This window comes from Thermodesulfobacteriota bacterium (genome assembly GCA_034189135.1).
GTDB lineage: Bacteria > Desulfobacterota > Desulfobacteria > Desulfobacterales > JAUWMJ01 > JAUWMJ01.
Window position 1 is genome coordinate 1 of sequence record JAXHVO010000109.1, and the last position, 20,224, is coordinate 20,224.

The 20,224-nt window shown below is 43.9% G+C and carries 20 protein-coding genes; 2 read left to right on the forward strand and 18 right to left on the reverse strand.

What is annotated here, in order from left to right; translation table 11 throughout:
- Positions 1-113 precede the first annotated feature (113 nt).
- The 15 genes from phnE to SWH54_16015 all read right to left on the reverse strand — a co-directional run bounded on the left by phnE (position 114) and on the right by SWH54_16015 (position 14,915).
- Entirely contained in the window at positions 114-1,223 is a 1,110-nt protein-coding gene (gene phnE, locus SWH54_15945) for a phosphonate ABC transporter, permease protein PhnE (protein ID MDY6792755.1), read from the reverse strand.
- A gap of 1 nt (position 1,224) precedes the next feature.
- A complete protein-coding gene (gene phnD / locus SWH54_15950; protein ID MDY6792756.1) occupies positions 1,225-2,109 on the reverse strand; it encodes a phosphonate ABC transporter substrate-binding protein in 885 nt (294 codons plus the stop codon).
- An 88-nt stretch (positions 2,110-2,197) separates the two neighbouring features.
- On the reverse strand, positions 2,198-3,037 hold the full coding sequence (gene phnC, locus SWH54_15955) for a phosphonate ABC transporter ATP-binding protein (GenBank protein MDY6792757.1): 840 nt from the start codon (positions 3,035-3,037) through the stop codon (positions 2,198-2,200).
- Positions 3,038-3,092: 55 nt separating this feature from the next.
- Entirely contained in the window at positions 3,093-4,256 is a 1,164-nt protein-coding gene (locus SWH54_15960; protein MDY6792758.1) for an alpha-D-ribose 1-methylphosphonate 5-triphosphate diphosphatase, read from the reverse strand.
- A 148-nt stretch (positions 4,257-4,404) separates the two neighbouring features.
- Positions 4,405-5,112, reverse strand: coding sequence for a phosphonate C-P lyase system protein PhnL (gene phnL / locus SWH54_15965; GenBank protein MDY6792759.1), 708 nt, complete (start codon positions 5,110-5,112; stop codon positions 4,405-4,407).
- A 27-nt stretch (positions 5,113-5,139) separates the two neighbouring features.
- Positions 5,140-5,928 (reverse strand): phosphonate C-P lyase system protein PhnK, encoded by a 789-nt coding sequence (phnK, locus tag SWH54_15970; GenBank protein MDY6792760.1) that lies wholly within the window; start codon positions 5,926-5,928, stop codon positions 5,140-5,142.
- Positions 5,919-6,821, reverse strand: a complete 903-nt coding sequence (locus tag SWH54_15975; GenBank protein MDY6792761.1) for an alpha-D-ribose 1-methylphosphonate 5-phosphate C-P-lyase PhnJ — start codon at positions 6,819-6,821, stop codon at positions 5,919-5,921. The genes phnK and SWH54_15975 overlap by 10 nt, the downstream gene beginning before the upstream one ends.
- A gap of 37 nt (positions 6,822-6,858) precedes the next feature.
- Complete coding sequence (locus SWH54_15980) at positions 6,859-7,986, reverse strand: carbon-phosphorus lyase complex subunit PhnI (GenBank protein MDY6792762.1); 1,128 nt, start codon at positions 7,984-7,986, stop codon at positions 6,859-6,861.
- A 3-nt stretch (positions 7,987-7,989) separates the two neighbouring features.
- Entirely contained in the window at positions 7,990-8,592 is a 603-nt protein-coding gene (gene phnH / locus SWH54_15985; GenBank protein ID MDY6792763.1) for a phosphonate C-P lyase system protein PhnH, read from the reverse strand.
- A gap of 2 nt (positions 8,593-8,594) precedes the next feature.
- Positions 8,595-9,056 carry a phosphonate C-P lyase system protein PhnG gene (gene phnG / locus SWH54_15990; protein ID MDY6792764.1) on the reverse strand — a complete coding sequence of 154 codons (462 nt, stop codon included), beginning with the start codon at positions 9,054-9,056 and terminating at the stop codon, positions 8,595-8,597.
- Positions 9,057-9,137: 81 nt separating this feature from the next.
- Positions 9,138-9,323 carry a hypothetical protein gene (locus tag SWH54_15995; protein ID MDY6792765.1) on the reverse strand — a complete coding sequence of 62 codons (186 nt, stop codon included), beginning with the start codon at positions 9,321-9,323 and terminating at the stop codon, positions 9,138-9,140.
- Between the two features lie 152 nt (positions 9,324-9,475).
- Positions 9,476-10,528, reverse strand: coding sequence for a prolipoprotein diacylglyceryl transferase (locus SWH54_16000; protein ID MDY6792766.1), 1,053 nt, complete (start codon positions 10,526-10,528; stop codon positions 9,476-9,478).
- A 2-nt stretch (positions 10,529-10,530) separates the two neighbouring features.
- Positions 10,531-11,568 carry a phosphatidylserine decarboxylase gene (locus SWH54_16005; protein ID MDY6792767.1) on the reverse strand — a complete coding sequence of 346 codons (1,038 nt, stop codon included), beginning with the start codon at positions 11,566-11,568 and terminating at the stop codon, positions 10,531-10,533.
- Entirely contained in the window at positions 11,565-13,997 is a 2,433-nt protein-coding gene (locus tag SWH54_16010) for a hypothetical protein (protein ID MDY6792768.1), read from the reverse strand. The genes SWH54_16005 and SWH54_16010 overlap by 4 nt, the downstream gene beginning before the upstream one ends.
- Before the next feature lie 414 nt (positions 13,998-14,411).
- Positions 14,412-14,915, reverse strand: a complete 504-nt coding sequence (locus SWH54_16015; GenBank protein ID MDY6792769.1) for a DUF2062 domain-containing protein — start codon at positions 14,913-14,915, stop codon at positions 14,412-14,414.
- A gap of 172 nt (positions 14,916-15,087) precedes the next feature.
- On the opposite strand from SWH54_16015, the gene SWH54_16020 reads away from it, so the two are divergent.
- Together SWH54_16020 and SWH54_16025 are read left to right on the forward strand one after the other, a co-directional pair.
- Entirely contained in the window at positions 15,088-15,210 is a 123-nt protein-coding gene (locus tag SWH54_16020) for a hypothetical protein (protein MDY6792770.1), read from the forward strand.
- The gene (locus tag SWH54_16025; protein MDY6792771.1) at positions 15,182-17,671 is read left to right on the forward strand and encodes a glycosyltransferase; all 2,490 of its coding nucleotides are present in this window, start codon (positions 15,182-15,184) and stop codon (positions 17,669-17,671) included. The genes SWH54_16020 and SWH54_16025 overlap by 29 nt, the downstream gene beginning before the upstream one ends.
- 66 nt (positions 17,672-17,737) lie before the next feature.
- Here the strand turns inward: SWH54_16025 and SWH54_16030 are convergent, their stop codons facing one another.
- The 3 genes from SWH54_16030 to SWH54_16040 all read right to left on the reverse strand — a co-directional run bounded on the left by SWH54_16030 (position 17,738) and on the right by SWH54_16040 (position 20,185).
- The gene (locus tag SWH54_16030; protein MDY6792772.1) at positions 17,738-19,015 is read right to left on the reverse strand and encodes a radical SAM protein; all 1,278 of its coding nucleotides are present in this window, start codon (positions 19,013-19,015) and stop codon (positions 17,738-17,740) included.
- Positions 19,016-19,119: 104 nt separating this feature from the next.
- The gene (locus tag SWH54_16035; GenBank protein MDY6792773.1) at positions 19,120-19,842 is read right to left on the reverse strand and encodes an MBL fold metallo-hydrolase; all 723 of its coding nucleotides are present in this window, start codon (positions 19,840-19,842) and stop codon (positions 19,120-19,122) included.
- On the reverse strand, positions 19,829-20,185 hold the full coding sequence (locus tag SWH54_16040; GenBank protein MDY6792774.1) for an STAS domain-containing protein: 357 nt from the start codon (positions 20,183-20,185) through the stop codon (positions 19,829-19,831). Before SWH54_16040 ends, SWH54_16035 begins: the two co-directional genes overlap by 14 nt.
- Positions 20,186-20,224 lie beyond the last annotated feature (39 nt).

The following is a 20,224-nucleotide window of genomic DNA, read 5'->3' on the forward strand; positions in this document are numbered from 1 at the left end:
AAGAAAGAATCCTCAAGGGAATTGAAGAAATCAATACTGAGCCCGTTGTACATTGCTGGAAGAAATTCGATTTACCGCAAGCTAATATGTAAAAGTATTAATGAAACGTATTACTAGATAAAATAATTTCTCAACTTTCCACACAAGTAATCCAGAATACTGACCGAAACGATTACCATGATCATCATCATGCAGACTTCACGGTAAAGGTAACCGTTTAGCTTATCGAACATCAAAAAACCGATTCCACCGGCGCCGCAAAAACCCAGAATGGTGGCACTGCGAACATTTGATTCGAACCTCAGCAGACTGTAGCTGACTATGGTTGGCATTACCTGCGGAATGATGGAAAAAGAAATCACCTGACCGGAACCACTGCCGGTAGAGACAAGCGCTTCCACCTGGCCGGGTTCAATGGCTTCAATCGCCTCGCTGAAAACTTTTCCCAGAATGCCGGTCGTGTGGATAAACAAAGCAAGGATACCGGCAAAAGGCCCCAGACCGATAATGGCAACAAACATAAGCGCCATGACAAACTCATTAAAGCCTCGAGCGGAATCCAGCAACCGCCTCACCACAAAATATGATATCCACCGGAGACTGCGATGAAAAAAGCTTTCTCCGGGTGCAATAAGTTCAAGAACGTTTTTTGCGGCAAAAAGTGAAAAGGGAATAGCCGCAATAACGGCGAGAAGGGTCCCCCAGATGGCCATCATCACTGTTTCCAAAAGCGCTGTGGAGTATGATAATAATTTGAAAGAGCGGGTTTCAGGGGGAAAAAACCCGCCCCTTTTCAGGTCCAGCAACCGGATATATTCTTCATCGATCATCCTTTGCCTCTCCACAGGATCCTGATCAGCAAGAATCTTTTTAACCAGATCTTCAATCTCCCTGTTTTTTTTTCTGTGATCCGGTTTCTGGTCTGATTGAAGTGCCTTATATTTCTCACGCACTTGGCTGCGAGCTTCCTCTTGAGCGATAATTTGAGGCAGCCTTTTGGCACTGTGGCGGGCGGTTTTTTTATCAATCTCATCTACCTGCCTGCCAAAAAGGTATTCAAAGGCGTTTTGCCTTTTGTTCCAGACCTTGAAAGGGCTGATGTCGCACCATACGTAACTGAAAATCAATATAGCTGAGATGGTGATACCCATGACAGTCAGGGCGATCTTGCGCCGGGGAGTTAGTCTCGGCGCAAGATCTTCTAGAGTAGCCTCTTTTTGCATCCTACTTCTTCCCTTTCAACTCTGCTTTTAACTTTTTAAGATAACGGATGGGGTCGTAGGTACTATCATCACAGTGTGTGTAACCTCCGATTTGAAGCTTTTGGAGACCCATTTTATCGCTGTTAAACATCATCAATGCGCCAGCATAGGCTGCTTTCAGGCTCTCCGGCAGATCACCCCTTACGCACATGGGAGATCCTGGAATAAGATCCGACGTCCATAAAATATTAAAATCATCATTGCTCACCTGGCCTTTTTCAGCCATACGCCTCAAATCGATGTCATTGGTTGAAGCCACTTCAATCGTGCCGTTTTTTACACCCAGAATAGATGCTCCGTGAGAACCCGACCACTTGACATGCTTGAAGTATTTTTTCGGATCCACCTTCAGGTCTCTTTTAAACAGGACCATGGGAACGAGGTAGCCTGATGTTGAGTTGGGATCATTAAAAGCAAAACCATGACCTTTGGCCTGCTCCAGGGTTTTGATTCCGGATCCCTTCTTAGAGATAATAACACCGTAATAGCCTTTCTGGCCGGATTCGCCCATTTCCAAAGCAACGGCCTGGGCATTTGCCTTGTTTGCAGCATCCGTGTAACTCTTGGGGCCGAAATAGGCGAATTCTATATGCTTATGGGTCATTGCCGTAATAATTCCTGCGTAGTCCGAAGCGCTTTTTCCTTCAACCTCGATTCCGAGAACACTCTCCAAATGATTAATAAGCGGTTTAAACCGTGCAATGATATCCGCCCCACCTTCAGTGGGAATAAGGCCGATGCGGACTTTCTTCGGCCAGTTGGCCGGGTTGGCATTGGCAAAAGTAACGGCGACCATCATCAAAACCACAAAACTACATACCATCATAAAGATTCTTTTTTTTAACATTTTTTTCTCCTTTTCCTGGTTAAAAGTTAATTCCAAAGCATAACTATTAAAAGCAACATAATCACATTTTCAGCCGAGCCTTGAGCCATCAGCCGGCAACCGCATATGCACGAATCCTTTCAGTTTCTCCTCCTTCACGGCCCTGATAAATCCAGGCTACTGTGTCCGGAGACATATCCTCGCCTTTTCCATCAAAAATCATCTCTCCATCTGCCATTCCTACAATCCGCCTGCCATAACGCAGTGCAAAATCTATATGGTGAAGGTTGACAATAACCGGGATTTTCTGGTTCTGATTGATCTGCCGCATAATTTCCATTACTTTTTCAGCACTGTGGGGATCAAGGCTGGATATCGGTTCATCAGCCAGAAACACATCCGGCTCCTGGGCAAGAGTTCGTGCTATAGCCACACGCTGCTGCTGACCGCCGGAGAGAGTATCCGCCCGTTGAAAAGCCAGATGTTCAATCCCCACCTGTTTCAGACATTCAAAGGCGATTTCTTTTTCTAATTGGGAAAACAGTCTGATTATGGATGATCCATAGGATATGGGTCCCTGGTTGAATCGAAGTCTTCCTGCCAAAACGTTGGACAAAACCGACAGCCGAGGCACTAAATTAAACTGCTGGAAAATCATCCCCACCCGCTGTCTGACTTTCTTTAATCCTGCACCATTTCCATAGGTGATGTCTTTTCCGTTAAGTTCAATCAGCCCTTCGGTAGGTGTGATCAAACGGTTCAAGCAGCGAAGAAAGGTCGATTTGCCAGCGCCGGAAGAACCGATGATGGATACAAATTCATCTCGCTGAATGGTGAAATCAACATTTTTAAGCGCCCGGGTTCCATTGGGATAGGTTTTACCAAGCCCCTTGGTACGCAGAACAGGGATGTCTTGATGTTTAGTTTTAATTGGAATTTTTTGCCCCATTTTTCCTCCTTTCTACGGCGTTATTAAATCTTTGTTAAATTAGAAACTTTGTAGCTTAAGTTTTCGAATTATAGACACATCTGCCCGATACCCAGGTTTGTGATACCTGCGCCCATGGCTCTGTATGATCGATTACAATCAGATCGGCAGGCGCGCCAGCAATAAGCCTGCCGGCTGCAACTGTTTCCTTAAGATAATCTCCAGGGTTTGAGGTTACCAATTTTAGAGTGTCCTGCAGGTCCAGGGGGTGCCTTTTGCTCGCAAAAAAGGGAACCTGCAGGAGACACTCGGGATAGTAATCACTTACCAGTGCATCACATAGTCCGCTTTTTAATGCATCTGAAGCTTTCAGGTGGTTGTTTGATGAACAACCGCGGATGAGGTTCGGAGCGCCCATAAAAACATTTATTTTTAAATTTTTTGCGGCTTTAACCGCTTCCATGCAAACTGGAAATTCGGACGCGGTAACACCTATTTCCTTGAGCAAAGCCACCTTTTCCACCGAATCATCGTCATGACTCAAAAACGGCAGATCGTATTCGCGTATCCTTGAAGCGAGACGCATGGCCTTATCCCAACCCAGTTCGCGGGTTCGTTTTTTACGAACCACCATTTGAAGGACTTCTTCCCGGGTCAGCTTATACGTGCCGGTGTAGTAATTAATAAAAGACTCAAGAGTCCTGAACTGGCCCTGCCCGGGGGTATGATCCATAAAAGATACAGCATCTATAAGCCGCTCATCCAAAAGCCGCTTAATGACTTCAGCACCATGTTTGGTCCCTATTTCATATCTAGCATGCACCCGATGTCGCACAATAGATTTATTGGATTTCGAATATTGGTGAATCAGCCGAACCTGACTTTCCGCTCTTTCAGAAGATCTCAGACCCAGTTCATTATCTGCAAAGCTGAGGGCGTGACAAAAGGTGGTAATACCGCATGAAACAATCCTTCTATCGAGATTCTGGAGGGCAAATTCAGCGTCAAAATAGACACCGGGCCTGATCTCGATACATTTTTCCAGGGCATCGGAATGAAGATCGACCATTCCAGGGGCGATGAGTCGACCATTGACATTAAAGGAGATGTCCGCTAGGGGACGGTTATTTCCTGCTGACACAGAGACTATCCCTTCCTCGTTAAAAAGGACCGCCCCTTTCGGATAGAGTTGTTTCCCGTTAAATACAGGGCCTCCATAAAGACAAATCGATTTTTTCATATCTTTTGATACCTTCTAAACGATCGTTTTAAGCAAGACAATCTCATCATTTATATTTGCCGCTTTTAAACCGAATCCATATTTGGTCTTAATGAGGGCAAAGTTAGTTTTTTGTAAAATATGGCAGTATCTAATCTGCTGAAGTGGGTTATTTGGAGCAGGTATGGTTGTTAACCGGATAAATCTTTACACGTCTTGATGTAACCCGGTTTCTTATATCCTTATCATGAAAAATTCCTATAATTGATGTGCCCATATCGATGGCCTCTTTTATGATTTCAATCACAGTTTCTGTGTTTTCAGGATCAAGGCTGGCGGTGGGTTCATCAAGAAGCATGACGGGGTATGTTGCAATAAATCCCCTGGCAATGTTTATTCTCTGCTGTTCGCCGCCGGAAAAGGTTGTGGGAGATAAAGACCAGAGGCGTTGGGGTATTCGCAGCCGACTTAAAAGTTTTTCAGCAAGGGTGCGGGATATTTTTTCTGATGCACCTCTGACTCTCATGGGTTCCATGACAACCTGTATAGCCGGTACCCGGGGAATCACCCGCAGGAATTGGCTCACATACCCGATGGTCCATTTGCGAATATGAAGCACGCTATGTGGGTCGGCGTCTGCCAGATTTACCGAACGACCGTCGTGGCTGATTTGAATTTTACCTGATCCGGTCTTATAATTGCCATATAGAAGCCGCAATAGTGTGCTCTTTCCCGCACCTGAAGGACCAACCAGCGCGACGCTCTCACCAGGCTTCAGTTTCAGATGAAAGTCCCTGAACACAGGAATCTTTGCTTCTTCCTGGGTATGAAGAAAGAAATTCTTATTTAGTTTATCTACATTTATCATACATTTCATATTTAAAGACGCTCCCTCAGGGTTTATCTAAGGGTGTAATATAGAGGAAACCAAAAGCTGTGTGTAAGGGTGCTGAGGATCATCCAGAACCTGATCCGTAAGTCCGGATTCCACCGCTTCGCCACCCTTCATAACAATCAGGCGATGTGCCAGAAGACGTGTGACGGCCAGATCATGGGTCACCATCACCACTGACAGCTCCAGTTCGGTAACCAGACATCTGAGCAGATCCAAGAGGCGTGCCTGCACGGAAACATCCAGGCCGCTTGTGGGCTCATCCATAAAAATGAGACGGGGATCGGTCACCAGATTGCGGGCAATTTGAAGCCGCTGCAGCATACCCCCGGAAAATGTGACGGGCATATCGTCAATTCTATCCGGATCAATTTCAACTTTTTCAAGCCAGTTCAACGCCTGGCGACGGACATCGCCGTAGTGTCGAAGCCCATTGGCCATGAGGCGTTCGCCGATGTTGCCCCCTGCGCTAACATGCATCCTTAGACCGTCTCTCGGGTTTTGATACACTGTTCCCATTTCGGTTCGCATCACAAGTCTTCTTTGTGCCTCAGGGGCCAAGCACATATCTATCATTCCTCCATTGCTTGAATACCAGACAGCACCTTCGGAAGGCGGCAGTTGCCCTGATATGCAGTTGAGCAATGTTGTTTTTCCCGATCCGGATTCTCCGACAATTCCAAGAACCTCTCCCGGCCACAGCTCAAAGTCAATTCGATTGCAGCCGATTCTCAGACCGTAATATTTGCTGATGGCTTTAACCTTGAGCAAAGGATTATGATGCGAATCTTTTAGGCACATTTTTTTGCCACCACCTTTATCGAATTTTCAACATTTTCAGTTGATTCTTTCCGACTGCCCTTATGAACTTTAACCATACGTTCATTGCAATGGTTGGTATCCGAACAGACAAACAATTTTGTCCCCTTGTCATCCATGATTATCTCATCAAGATAACTGACGTTTGAGCCACACAGCGCGCAATGCTGCGACCAGCACTCCACTTCAAAGGGATAATCATTGAAATCGAGACTTTTAACCTTTGTATATGGCGGTACTGCATAAATACGCTTTTCTCTGCCTGCACCAAAAAGCTGTAATGCAGGCATACCATTCATTTTGGGGTTGTCGAATTTGGGTATGGGAGAGGGGCTCATCACATAGCAGTCGTTGACCAGTACAGGATAATCAAATGCTTTCGCAATACGACCATGTCTGGAGATATCTTCGTAGAGTTTAACATACATAATACCATATTCTCTGAGGGCATGCATCCGTCGAACCTCTTTGTCTCTGGGCTCTATGAAACGAAGGGGTTCCGGAATGGGAACCTGATAAACAATGATTTGGTCTTTTGTCAGTTGTGTCTCAGGAATACGGTGGCGGGTTTGAATAATGGTTGCTTCCAGTGTCCGGGTTGTCGTAAGGACCCCTGCAGTTCTGGAAAAAAACCGTCGAATACTCACAGCATTGGTGGTATCATCCGCCCCCTGGTCAATAACTTTCAGGATATCTTCAGCGCCGATCAGAGATGCGGTGATTTGCATGCCGCCCGTTCCCCAGCCGTAAGGCAACGGCATTTCCCGGCTGCCAAAAGGCACCTGGTGTCCCGGGATGGCCACGGCTTTTAAAATGGTACGGCGGATCATCCGTTTTGTTTGCTCATCCAGATAAGCAAAATTATATCCTTCCATGATGGACGATTGGTTCCTTTTAGTTTTACTCAGTCCGTTAAGTCGTCGGCTCATCTTCGATTTTTCTGTTTAACTTGCTGTCATTTTTGAATTCAGACTGCCGGCTTCGCATCAATACAAGTTCAGCCTGAAAGTCGACATAATGAGGAAGCTTTAAATGCTCGATAAAACCGGAAGCTTGGACATTATCACTGTGAAAAAGCACAAATTCTTCGCTTTGGGCCGGATATTCAAAATCTTCTCCCAATTCCCTGCTGCGCAACGCATAATCGACTATGGCCATTGCCATTGCTTTGCGCTCACAATGACCGAAGGTCAATCCATATCCTTTGATAAACCGGGGAGGTGTATCGTCCGATCCCATAAAGCGGTTGAACATGATACATTCGGTGACCGGGATCTCTCCAATCTCAATGGCAAATCCCAATTCTTCGGGAGTGAATTCCACGGTTACTTTCCCATATCGAATTTCTCCCAAAAAAGGGTGCCCAGAAGCGCCAAAACCTCTCAAAAGAGAATAGGCAAGGGATAGTATAAATCCTTCATCACCCCTTGCAAGGTTCTGAAGGCGTATTTCTCTCCCAGCAGGAACTTCAAGGGGATCACGGGTCAAATCAGCCACATATTTCTTTTGGTCATCTGTGGTTTCATCATGGAGAAGGCCTTCGGCTGCCAGCAGATCAGCCACTCTCGGCATGTTTTTTTGGATGGCTTCGTCCACTATTTCACTGCGGCATGTTCCCGAATTTTCCTTCTGGGGCACTGCCAGGGCGAAATCAATGAGGCGGTGTGTATAATCATAGGTCGCACCGAGCACCTGACCTCCTGGAATATCTTTGAATGAAGATGAGATACGCCTTTTAATCTCCATAGTGGCTGTATCTATGGGCTTGGAATATCCAAATCGTGGCAAGGTTGTCCGGTAGGCCCTGATAAGAAATATTGCTTCTACCAGGTCTCCCTGAGACTGTTTGATGGAAATGGCTGCAAGCTCAGGATCGTAAAGAGATCCTTCTGTCATCACCCGGTCTATTGAAAGACCCAACTGCTCTTTAATCTGAGAAATTTCCAATTCGGGAACACCACAGTCACCACGACGTTTTTCAGCCAACAGTTTATGTGCGTTGGCGATCGCCTCTTCACCCCCTTTTACGGCAACATACATAACTTAACCTTCTGCTTTCGTTGCACGGGGTAAAGCCGCAAGCTTGTTTTCCCAGGTGAAAAGAATATCTACTCCCAGAGGGAACCGATCGAATTGATGCTGTCTTTCCTGCCAGAAACGTTTTGTTAAGCCTCCTGTTTTCAGGGTTAAAAAAGTTTCAATACCGGGACCCGTCAATCGTATGCCATCTGTTGAACTTAATCCTTCGGTTTGCATAATAAGTGTGGTTGAAGATTCAGGGCACTCATCGCTTCCTGTATTAAATTTATTGAGGATAGGTATTTCATCACTTCGAGTGATTAAAGCAAAAACAGCTTTCGAAGGATCGGCTGAAATAGGACATCCACAATGAAATCTAAGCCAGTCCACCCCCTTTGAGCCTGGTTTAAGGTCTGTCCAGAGAGTTGTATCAAAATCTATCAGAGTCATACAAACAGCGGCTGATGCTGGATTCATGGGAGTTGGAGGCGAAAGAAATTTATATATACTAACGATTTTTCCCGGATGTGCCATGGCATCTAGCATGGCCCGAAAGGTCTGTTGGGAACCTTGAACCGGGTCTGAAAATCCTGGCGTCAGTTTGCTTAAGTCAATAGGGGAAAGCATTGCTATTCGCCTCGAACCATAGTAAAAAAATCGACCTTAGTTGCAGCTGACTTTTTTGAGGCCTCTTTTCTTTTCTTATCAAAGGATGACTTGAGTCTGGAAATAACGCTGCTAAAAATATTGTGATGGTAAACAGGGTCTTGCAAGAGGGCGTCAAATATGGCTGCAAGTTCAGCATGCCTGTGATCACACCCCGCAACATAAGCGCTGCCCACATATCCCTTTACTGTTTGTATCGTACAGCGACTGGTCGTCATCTCGCCAAGGTTAAATCTGGGTCCGGAGCCTCCTGCACGACCGCGAACCATCATGCTGCCTGTTTCCGGCTTGTGTAAATGCCGGTAAATCGGCTTTTCAGATAGTTTCTGCCAGACATTTTCCAGCTCACTGGATGAAGACTTGGCCAAAACGCTCATCCATTGTTTCCGGTCATTTATGGTATGCGAAAATTTATCAGTGGACATGGTGTTCCTCTGGTTTTTTATAAAACATAATTGTGGTTGACCTCTGTTCCTGTATTGGTACAGTATTTGGTTAAAACAGTCTTAAAATTCAACATTTCCGGCATAGCCTGTTGACGGCTCTGAAGAAATATCGAGCGCAGGTTCTTTAAAAGCTTCAGTTTCTTTATAAGCGACGTCGATTTCGCAGTCAGGAAAGAGTTCTTTAAGCAATACAATTAAACCAGAGTCAGGCTCTGGCCGGCTTGTTTTAATCACTATTTTTTTCACCGTTTATTCTCCCTTATTTTTTTATGCAAAGGTTTAATCCGGTAATGATGCTTCTGTATCCTGTATAATTATTGATGAATGAGTATTGTTTGATTTTGATGAAAAAGGTGTTAATTTATAGTTACAGTATAAGATTTGCTCTAACGGCTTTTTTATATATTTTTTCCTATCACGTAAAAAGACAGGTTTGAGCCGGTGACATGACTTTTTCCCAAAAATAGAAAAGAAATGATCCATATCGCCTGGATAAAAATAATCAGCTCCGGTGTCCACAGGGATTTGATTCCAATGACAATCTCCGGTCTTACTGGGTATTGCAGCGGGAAAAATGATAAAATGATTGCAGAGTATATCACCATCACGATACTCATAATCTGGTAGGCGGTTATCTTTCCATTACCTCTGTAGTCTGCCCGGAAAAATTCGGACAAAAATCGCCACAACTGGGTGATGCAGATGGAAATCATAAATGCAAAGGGGTATTGCCCTCTGAGAAAAAAATACATGCTGATTAAACCTGTAATAAGATAAATCACTGAGGTGATCGCCTGAACGGGAATTACCTGTTCGCCTTCCAGACCACCGGCATATGCGATCTTTTTTGTTTTACCGTAAAAGCGAAAAGATAATTTTTTAAAAAAATTGCGGAATAGCGGATGAATTTCACAAACGGGTCTGCCGTAACAACAACCGAAACTGATACATGCCAGTCTGCCTGCTCCCTCTCCAAATGTGTAAGCAATTGAAAGTGATGCGAGAATCGGAATTACCGGCAAATCAACTCTTATCCACATGTGGCTGATATAATCAAACAACAGGATCAACCACGGTCCCATTATGATACCCACAAAACTGGCACCTGCTACGGTAAAGGTAAAAGACTTCTTTTCTACCAGTTTTGCAATGAGGCTGGAAGCAGGCATGCAGACCCCAAGATAGGCGGTGACTATCATCAACACGGCAGGCTCCGGAATACCCATCCCGCCTAACAGAACAAACAAAATCGTAATTGCCAGAGCAAATGCGTTTGCATTGAAAAAACCGTAATAGGTGAAATTAATACCCTGCCACTTATTGCCCACAACTTTTTTCACCGGTATAGAGCCGATGATCTGCCATTTTTCCTTGGGCAGGTTTTTAAAACACCAGACAAGTCCTAAAGCAATAGCGGTGCCGAAACAGATAATGAAAAGTTCATTGTTCATATTCATTTACTCCTTTTGGCAATTTGGGATCTTACCGACACTTCGGTTTCCACCAGAGATTTCCCAAATCCTTCAGAAAAACGGCTGTGCGCAGTAGGGTGATGAAGATTCTGCAAAATATCGTTGGAAAACCGGATTCTGTCTTTTTGGAAAATAAGCACAACCACCGAACTCCCCGGGCGAAACAGGCTTTTAGGTCGTCCCCGTTTCAGAAACATGCCGGGGTCTATTCCCACAGGATTATCATAGCGATCTTCAGAGTAACTCTGAACAATATCGCCTATCATCAATGCCACAATCTCTATCATGGCCACCAAGCCTAATCCTGTACCCCCCTTGACGTTGGTATCTATCACCGTTACAACTCTTTTATTCTTGCTAAAAGGTGAGGCAACCTCAATAACCGCTCCTGGATTGCAGGAGTGGTATCTTCCGCTAATTTCGTAAATATCGAGAACCTTTCCTGCGACCGGTGTATGATTGTAGTGGTATTTTTCCGGTGTGAGGCGAAATATTGCGAAATCACCATTTTTAAACTCATCGATCCATCTGGTCCTAGAATCCCACAGAGATCTGTCACTAATAAGTTCTTTAAAATCGAAGAATTTTTCTTTAATAAATAGTATGTGCTGGCTATAAAAAGAACCTGCCAGCATTTTAGAATCGGCAGGTGAAACGGCGCTGTTAGATTCATCCGGAAGGGGTCTGAGTTCCCAGTAGCGTATTTTCCTTTCAAAAATCTTTCTATAAGTGTTAAAAGTCTCCGGTGGATCAATGCTTTCGGAAAGGTCTATGCCGAGTTTGCGGACAAGGTTTTTTGTTCCATTAAGCGAAGGCCTCATTGGGCAATCGTAGTTCAAGTATCCCAGCAGGCTAGAGGTTCTTGAAGAGGTCAGGGCATTAAGAAGCCAGGGCATGCGTTCCTTGAAGGAGGAGTAAAAAAACTTGATGATACGGTCGCAAATAAGGCTTTCTGTTCTAACCTGTTTTGAATTTCTTTCTATATACTGATGAACGTTTTCATTCTTTGCCAACATCATGAATTGCTTTCCATATTTTTTTCCATCTGCATATCATTATGGATGCATAGAAGCATAAGATGTATCAGTTTTTCCAGCACCTTTTCCGATGCTCGCTCATGGATTACTTCTTCGCGAACAGATGCCATAAAATCGGAAGCACTTCTTCCTGCAAGGATATCAAGCAGTGGTTTGTTGTAATACCCCTGCCTCCACGTTTTCCAGGAATCAATGCAGATAAGATCGTTTCTGAATATGTCAAAAGCTTCTTGCATCTGTTTTTTTCTTAGATCGTAAAGGTAGTAATTTTCTGCACAGGTTAAAAATTCGTCCGCCGGCATTCTCATTGGTGACTTTTCGCCTGCAGATTCAAGTATTCCCTGCGTGAGCCTGGACGACACTGAGTAAATATCCGGATGATTCAACCTTTTATCAAGATCCTCCATGGTGGAGGCAAGTCCCATGGTTTCAATAAGGGTTTTTCCATCCTCCATCAAAGTAGACAAAAGGGCTTTTTTATATTCGGTGTTATACACTCGAATATATCCGGAGTATCTATGACTCATTCGGGTTTTTTTAGTCTTTTTGATAATTTTCTTCAGAAAGTTGTTGGCAGTGTCTTCCTTCACAAAAAAGGTGGGAATTCCGATGGCGGCACCAAAGAAAATCTGCCTTCTTTCGCTTTCTATAAAAGGTGAATCAGGGATATCTCCGTGACAGACCTCCCCGGAAAATATATACTGAAAGGCAAGTGCGGTGATCAGCCCTTGGAGATCTGCTGCAGGGGCCAAGTCATTTGGAATACTTTCAAACATGCTGTAGTATCTGCCTTCAAAACCTGAAAACCCCATGGCTGAATATTCACGCTGGCGGTAGAGCAGATAGAGCGGCATCTTGGGATGAAACACCCCCATTGAATAAAGATCCTCCTTAAGGCGCTTGTCGTTTCCAGGCATTCCATTGAAAGCAGGGCTCTCCGGGCTGCTCATCAGACAGACCAGGTAATCGATCAGCCTGAAATCCCCTATGAAGTCACCTTTGAGGCCAAACAGCTTACTTATTATATGATCCAGCCATTCCGGTCCGAAAGGTGTAAACGGATGGCGGAAAACCGAGTTTTTCGCCTTTTTTTTCCACCTGCGCCAGATCATCCTCAAATGAGTCGTGTCAAGCTCGTGAGGCAAAAACCCAAGTACCCGCTCCGGATGAAAATCGGTAAAGTTAAGGCGATAGGGTGCGGCGCTGTATGTTCCTACAAAAAGCGGAAGAAAATGCTCGGTTATCTTTATGACAAGGTCTCCCAGATTTTTTTCAGCATAGGTCCCGAAATCGGAGGTGTCATGTTTAAGAAATTGAGTTAACTTGCGGCTTGCCAGAGTGAGGTGGGTGCCGTTGTTCGCCAGGCTGATATTGGACATATTGGGAAGTACCACCAGATTGTTGGTGATAATTCCGCTATTCTTCAATTTTATAATCGCATTTAAATGGCTTCTGGATAAAACTTTATGGCACAAGGCCATGTATTTGTGCTTCTCCTCTCCACAGTCCCATCCGGAAAGACAGGGGCTCATGAAAAGTTCTCGATAGAATTCATCGGATATCATCCCGTTTAATTTTCGCTGACGTAAAGGCGGGTTGGGAGCAAAGCAGACGATTACTTTCTGCCCCTGCGAAAGCAGTCCATATCTTTGGTTTGCATACATTACCAGAAGCTGACACAATAGAAAACGGGTGGAAGTCTCCTTTGCTATTCCCTTCCCGTTTTGATTTCTTCCGGTAAAAGTCACAGGAAAGAAAGAGAAAGTTTCCGGAGAGGTGTTATCACTGAGAAAATGAACCATCAGCTGGCGTCCGGTATCTCGGGAAATTTTGTTCAACCCAGGAGAGTCGGTGATTTCAGCCAGGGCAAGCTTCAAAAGATAGCTCACCGGAATACGTATGAGTTCTTTCCCCTTTTTAGTAATTTTGAATTTATGCACATCCTTTCTTAAAGGGCCTATAGGAAAGCGTTTGTCTGCGATCAGGTCTCTTTCAAAAACAAGGTGTGCATATTTACCCAGGCGGCGAGCAGCAAAACGAACCCAGGAGTTTTCCCAGGTAAGAGATGAATTTTCTTCTATAAACTGGTCAATATCAGCAATTACCTTACGGTGTGTGTCCCCGGTGCTCACCATTTTTTTGTAATTTTTGAAAAAGCGTGATTCCCTGATGGTCAGCGGAAGATCTACCTCGTGACTATTTCCTGTGACTACGGCCATCATTTCATTTTCTGTGCCTGCTGTAATATCATCAGTATAGAAGGGCAGAGACGAAGCAACCCTTTCCGGGCTGCCCGAACGAACTCCCAACAGCCCTTTTAAGTGCTGGATATCCGGAGGCTTATCCTTATCTTCCCTGCAGGTGCTAATTACCTTTAAAAGGCGACCTGCATTTGAGGCACCTGTTTTCATTTTTGCTCCTCATTTGAACCATTTCTTTCGTCCAGTAACTGCCAACATAATCAGGCAACAGGCTAAAAGCATTGATTTGAAAGGCCTTGTGAAAATCCAAATGACATATATAAAACAAAATTAATATTTGGTTTTTATAAAATAAAGGTTAGTTTATTGTGAAAAATGCAATGGGGCTTTTTCTACAGGAGTGATCTCAATTCAAGCTGACTTATCTTTTAAGATTTTCCTCAAGATGATTCAATCGAAAGGCTTCAGGGATCGAGTGCGGTCCTTCTTTTATATCCTTTTTCAATGTGACTGCTGAAGATCAACAATAAAATGGTTCTCACATATATAAAAAAGTGAAACACTGATTGACTTTCTTCAGTTCTTTGTTGGTATGTTTAATAGAAAGGGATATGAGAAGTATATTTAGTCAGTGGTAAATATCTTTGAGTGCTTTTTCAAAAGAGGTAACAAACTAAAGTATAAAATGATCGCAATTGGAGGGCAAATTAATAACCATGCAACCACTGCATGAAAAATTACCATTCCTAAAGTTTGAAAAAAATAAAATCCATCTGATTGAAACATGGTCATCAATTCTTCTGGTTTTGTGAAAGGAATTGGCGAAGCATTAAAGATATGCTTTCCTATTTTAAAAAATGGCACCAGCATAATCAACCACAGCGGATAAACCGCATAATTAACCACTTGAATGGCGGCATGATTAAGGCGAAATATGAGTGCAGCCATGAAACATAACAATGTCGTACCGTAAAACGGAAAAATGCCTAGTGTAATTCCCAATGCAGCACAGAGAGCTAGTTTTTTGGGTGATATTCCTTTTTTAGTAAATTTAAAAAAAGTCGGGTTGTTTTGTAATTTTTTAGACCAAACATTTACTACTCCTCCTGCTATCTGACGCCTGCCCACGTTTATTCGAAAAAAAGTTTCATATACAAGAGCTAACTCTTTTTCAGATAAGAGACAACACTTTCAATTCGTTAAACCAAAAACTATTGTAATTCTCATCCAAGACAAACAGTCCACCCCTAGTATATGACAAATGCTGAACCCCTGGGCACAGGAGATGAAAGGCGCCAGTATGAAAACAGGGATAGTTCACAGAATCTACCGATGGGTCGGTCCATTGGGACATAGTGAGAATTCATCCAATTTGTTGAAAAAGGAGGCTGTTGATGATGAAAAGCACATCTTTGAAAGCTGATTTTCACGTTCATTCTATGCACTCTAAGCGGCCATCAGAATGGATTTTAAAAAAAATAGGGTGTTCAGAAAGCTATACAGAACCGCTCTATATATATCGGATTGCCAAAAACCACGGGATGACTCATGTTACCATTACTGATCACAACGCAATAGACGGCGCACTTGAAATAGCCCATTTGCCGGATACCTTTATAAGCGAGGAGGTGACGTCATATTTCCCTGATAATGGCTGTAAGGCACATATTTTGGCAATTAATATTACCGAAGAACAGCATCGAGAGATTCAAAAGTATCGTGCAAACATTTTCGACTTAACCGCCTATATGGCAAAGGAAGGAATACTTAATATAATCGCCCATCCCCTTTACGCGATTAACGATCGGTTAACCCTGGCCCATTTTGAGCAAATGCTTCTTCTTTTTAAAAATTTTGAACTGAACGGTGCACGCAACAGCCGAGAAAATCAATGCCTGAGAAAAGCGCTCAATGCCCTTACTCCCAAAAATATTGAACGTATGGCGGATAAATACAATATGGAGCCTTTGCATGAACGCCCGTGGGAAAAAAATTTTTTCGGAGGATCGGATGATCATAGTTCCTTAAATATTGCGCGTACATACACGGAAATAGAAGGAATCGAAACGCCTGAGCAGCTCACACCAGACGTTAATGGTTGCCGGTTGAAGGTGGTCAACCACCCTGCGACTCCTCAGACGATGGCAATGAACCTCTACAGCATTGCTTATCAGTTTTACTGCAGTAAATTCGATCTTCAACGCCATACGAACAAAGATATTTTGCTGCGCTTTTTAGAACAAAGCCTTCGGCCGGATATTAATAATACTCAGGGACTTTTTACCAAAATTTATTTGATCTGGAATCACCGCAGAGCTAAAAAAGCAAAATTATCCGTATCTGATTCCTTAATTGCGCTTCTGCGTCGGGAAACCGAAAAGATTATCAGCGATGATGCTGACTTTTTTGCTTCATGCTCCCCTGATGCAAACGATTTCAAAAAGCAGGAACAAAAATGGTTCAACTTCGTTACCCGTGCCTCCAACCGGGTGATGCTGCATTTCGGCAATCATTTTTTAGATAATCTATCCGGCGCCAACGTGTTCAACATTTTCCACACCATCGGTTCCGCCGGAGGACTGTATACTCTGATGGCGCCTTATTTCGTATCCTTTTTGCAGTTTTCCAAGGACCGTTCCTTAACCTCTCAAATCATCAGGCGCTATATTGGCACACCAGCCGGAACATCTGATCGATCCGCAGACCCTCAGCACAAGGACCGGGTCAATGTGGCGCATTTTACGGATACTTTTTATGAGGTTAACGGAGTCGCACGTACCTTGCAACAGCATGTAAAGTTAGCCCTTAAAAATAAAAAAAATTTGACCGTGGTGACCTGTCACGATCCGGTATGTACAGAACAGGCCGGAGTTAAAAACTTCAAGCCCATAGGTGTGCATACGCTACCTGAGTACCCCGAGTTGAAAATCTTTTTCCCACCATTGCTGGAAATGATTAACTACTGTTATGAAAAGGGATTCAATCATATTCACACCGCCACCCCCGGCCCCATAGGGCTGGCAGCTCTGGCAGCAGCTAAAATCCTCAAGCTTCCCATCAGTGGAACTTATCATACCGCCATACCTCAATATGCCCATATTCTGACCGGAGATCAGGGTATCGAGGATATCGCCTGGAAATATATCCTGTGGTATTATGATCAGCTGGATATCATCTACGCCCCCTCTGTGAGTACCAGGGATGAACTTGTTCAAAAAGGAATCAACACTGATAAAATCGTGGTCTATCCCCGTGGAATAGACATCAAACGTTTTCATCCTGAAAAGAAAAACGGTCTTTTAGACAAGTTATTCTCAATAAAGAATGGCCTGAAGTTGATTTATACAGGACGCGTATCTAAAGAGAAAAATCTTCATTTGCTGGAAAATGCTTTCCGGCGGCTGGCCGGCCTGGTTCCCGGCCTAAATCTGATTGTTGTAGGTGATGGCCCATATCTTGAGCAAATGAAGGCAGCCACCAAAGACTTACCGTGCTATTTTACAGGATACCTGAAAGGGGAGACTCTGGCCGAAGTTTATGCTTCCGCAAATCTATTTGTTTTTCCCAGCGCGACAGATACCTTCGGCAATGTGGTTCTCGAAGCCCAGGCATCCGGCCTACCGGTTATTGTCACCGACAAAGGCGGCCCTTTCGAGAATATGCTGCCCGGTGAAACCGGTCTGGTGGTTAAGGCCGGCGATGCCAATAGCCTATTTTCCGCAATGAAGACATTGGTCAAAGACCCTATACGTCTCAGGCAGATGGGCCAGGCCGCCCGCCGATATATGGAGCATCGTTCATTTGAAAGCGCCTTCATCCACACGTGGCAGATGTACAATCAGAACCACCAGAAAATAGTTCATCCGATCACACAGGTTGCTTGATTCCCAGTTACTTTTTTAATGAACTCAAGCTTACGCGCAATTTCGCATCAGCCATTGCCATGCCGGTCAAAAACCTTGCATCCGACTGTAGTCAGGTGGTTTTCGTCCGTTAAAAAAACCACAGGCCCGGTAGTACTTCAGGTCATCAATCCATAAGCGAAAATAATGGCTATCGCGGCACATCTTTTTGAAGGCACCCTGAGGACGCAAAAGGCCTGAAATTAATGGTCCAAAGAGCTCTGATGGATCCCGAAAACATTCCCAGTCACACTTTCGGCAGACAGCATTGCGGTCTAAACTATTTCGGTCCATACTCCAATACTTGCCAAGGTTTTCATTGCCCCGGTAGCCACAGGGATAAGTGTTGCCATCCTTTGCGTCGATAAAGAAGAAATCCAATCCCCCGCGGCACGGATAGGGAAATGTAGAATTATCGGTATACTGCTTGTAAAGCGCATAGAGAGAGGTTATCGGAGAAAATAACCGTATTTTCGATCTGAATTCGGGTACGGTTTCCAGAAGCGCCTTAAAAAGCAATGCCTTTTCCCTATTATTGAACTGAACAATGCGATCTTCGGAAGTTGCCGAGTAAACCGGCTTCAGACCGGCTATGTCTTTGTTATCCTCCACGCTCATCGGGTAGCAGGTGCTTACCATGGTAAAACCCAATTCAATAACGAATTGATAGAACTTTTTAAAGGCGGTTTTAAATGTCCGGTCAAAGGATTGCATGTCAACATTTTCTTTTGCAGGTGTGGCTACTCTAGCATTTCTGGTCATATCTCCCATGACATTTCTGTTAATTCCTAAATTTGCCGAAGGGTGCATACCGTGCTCATGAAAAATGGGCAGAGCCTTTTCAATGCCTTGTATCACACCGGGCAATCCTCTCATCTTTTCGTGGATAGATGGGATAACGGAATCAATGCTGATCCAGAAATTTCGCAGTGGTGTGCCGGCCAGTGCTTCCACAATCTTATTCACCCTTGATTGAAAACGAGGACTACGGGGGTTAGCAAACATAAAGCCGTTTGTTCCTGTACGTATGTAGTCGATTCCTGCTTCTCCCGCATACTTGATGAACATGACAAGATCTTCCAGAAAAAGAAGAGGTTCTCCTCCGGTAAAACTGACCACCCGGACACCTCTTTGTGCTGCGGCATCAATAATGCGTTTGACAACGTCGAGGGATAAGGTGGAGCGCCTGAATTTTTCCGTTACCCTCATGCCACATTGGGGGCAAAGGGCATTACACTTATCGGTAAACTGGATGATTAACTGTTCGGGTACTTTTTTACGCCACAGATCAATAACATGTCTATGTAATGGCAACGGTTTGTCCATGAAACGATTTACTCCTGTTTTTCCTTCATTTAAGAAAATATTTCAATGCGAGTTTAACTTAGTTTTTTCATCCTGGTTAACTTCAGGTAATAATTTTAATAAAACTAAGAGACCTCCCTAAAGTGGGTAATTTCCACTCCTTCTTCGTCCTGCAACAGAGCCCTGGCATTTAAAATGGCTTTTTGCATATCCTCTTCCGGGGTCTTTGAGATATGACCATGCCCGGGGTAAAGCTCGTTTATCTTCCTTGTTTCTAACAGGCTGATGGAATTAATATAATCGCCGACACTTCCGGATTCGCTAATATAAGAAAGCGTCCCTCCGGCAAAGAGGGTATCCCCAGTAAAAAGGATCTTCCGGGTAAATTCATAGATGCAGATTGAACCGGATGTATGTCCCGGTGTGTGCATCACTTCTAAGATGTAGTTTCCCAGATCAAAGCGAAATCTGTTTTCCAACCATAGATGGACTTTAAGAGATGGTTCGTTAAGATCGCCCGATTTATACATGGTCACATATCTGTCCTCCACGGCAATCTTGGTGGCCGCAAAACGATGGGCAGCGATCAGGGAATAATCCTGGAAATAACGATTGGCGCCGATATGGTCAAAATGCTCGTGTGTATTGATGACGATGTCAACATCCCTGATTTTGATACCAAGTGTAAGCAGGGATTTCTGCAATTTAAAAAAATTTTTATCCACTCCTGAATCGATGAGAATGTTTTTATAATCCCCCCTGATCAGGTAGCTATGGCTGCTGGTATCCTCGCCCCTGATCCGGTAAATGTTCGTTTGCAATTCTATGATTTGGTTATCTTTTATCATAATTTCTCCACTCACTCTTCTTTGCCATTTCCTCATCTTTATAGATCTCAAAGAACTGGTCTAATCGATTTTCCTTAAAATAATTCAGTATCTCTGGATTTAAGGAACACAACTTCAGGCATCCCCCTAAAAAGTTAATCTCTTTTCGGATGCCGTTTAAAACCTCCAGGAGCGTGATGAGTTCAAATTCATGTAACTCCTGCAGATCTACAATAACCTTGATACCCTTTTCCTTGATATAATTGGGGAAAGCCCTCCTGGCCTGAAGGGCTTCATTTTTTCTGGTGTTGCCGGAGATTTTTATGTGGAAAAAGCCGGCGTTTTCTACAATATGATATTTCATGATTTAATATTCCTCTTTGGTTTATGTCTCTTTAAACGG

Coding starts and splice junctions, on each gene's coding strand:
- phnE (MDY6792755.1), bottom strand. CDS start 1,223: ATGCAAAAAGAGGCTACTCTAGAAGATCTTGCGCCGAGACTAACTCCC.
- phnD (MDY6792756.1), bottom strand. CDS start 2,109: ATGTTAAAAAAAAGAATCTTTATGATGGTATGTAGTTTTGTGGTTTTG.
- phnC (MDY6792757.1), bottom strand. CDS start 3,037: ATGGGGCAAAAAATTCCAATTAAAACTAAACATCAAGACATCCCTGTT.
- SWH54_15960 (MDY6792758.1), bottom strand. CDS start 4,256: ATGAAAAAATCGATTTGTCTTTATGGAGGCCCTGTATTTAACGGGAAA.
- phnL (MDY6792759.1), bottom strand. CDS start 5,112: ATGAAATGTATGATAAATGTAGATAAACTAAATAAGAATTTCTTTCTT.
- phnK (MDY6792760.1), bottom strand. CDS start 5,928: ATGTGCCTAAAAGATTCGCATCATAATCCTTTGCTCAAGGTTAAAGCC.
- SWH54_15975 (MDY6792761.1), bottom strand. CDS start 6,821: ATGGAAGGATATAATTTTGCTTATCTGGATGAGCAAACAAAACGGATG.
- SWH54_15980 (MDY6792762.1), bottom strand. CDS start 7,986: ATGTATGTTGCCGTAAAAGGGGGTGAAGAGGCGATCGCCAACGCACAT.
- phnH (MDY6792763.1), bottom strand. CDS start 8,592: ATGCTTTCCCCTATTGACTTAAGCAAACTGACGCCAGGATTTTCAGAC.
- phnG (MDY6792764.1), bottom strand. CDS start 9,056: ATGTCCACTGATAAATTTTCGCATACCATAAATGACCGGAAACAATGG.
- SWH54_16000 (MDY6792766.1), bottom strand. CDS start 10,528: ATGAACAATGAACTTTTCATTATCTGTTTCGGCACCGCTATTGCTTTA.
- SWH54_16005 (MDY6792767.1), bottom strand. CDS start 11,568: ATGATGTTGGCAAAGAATGAAAACGTTCATCAGTATATAGAAAGAAAT.
- SWH54_16010 (MDY6792768.1), bottom strand. CDS start 13,997: ATGAAAACAGGTGCCTCAAATGCAGGTCGCCTTTTAAAGGTAATTAGC.
- SWH54_16020 (MDY6792770.1), top strand. CDS start 15,088: ATGAAAACAGGGATAGTTCACAGAATCTACCGATGGGTCGGTCCATTG.
- SWH54_16025 (MDY6792771.1), top strand. CDS start 15,182: ATGATGAAAAGCACATCTTTGAAAGCTGATTTTCACGTTCATTCTATG.
- SWH54_16030 (MDY6792772.1), bottom strand. CDS start 19,015: ATGGACAAACCGTTGCCATTACATAGACATGTTATTGATCTGTGGCGT.
- SWH54_16035 (MDY6792773.1), bottom strand. CDS start 19,842: ATGATAAAAGATAACCAAATCATAGAATTGCAAACGAACATTTACCGG.
- SWH54_16040 (MDY6792774.1), bottom strand. CDS start 20,185: ATGAAATATCATATTGTAGAAAACGCCGGCTTTTTCCACATAAAAATC.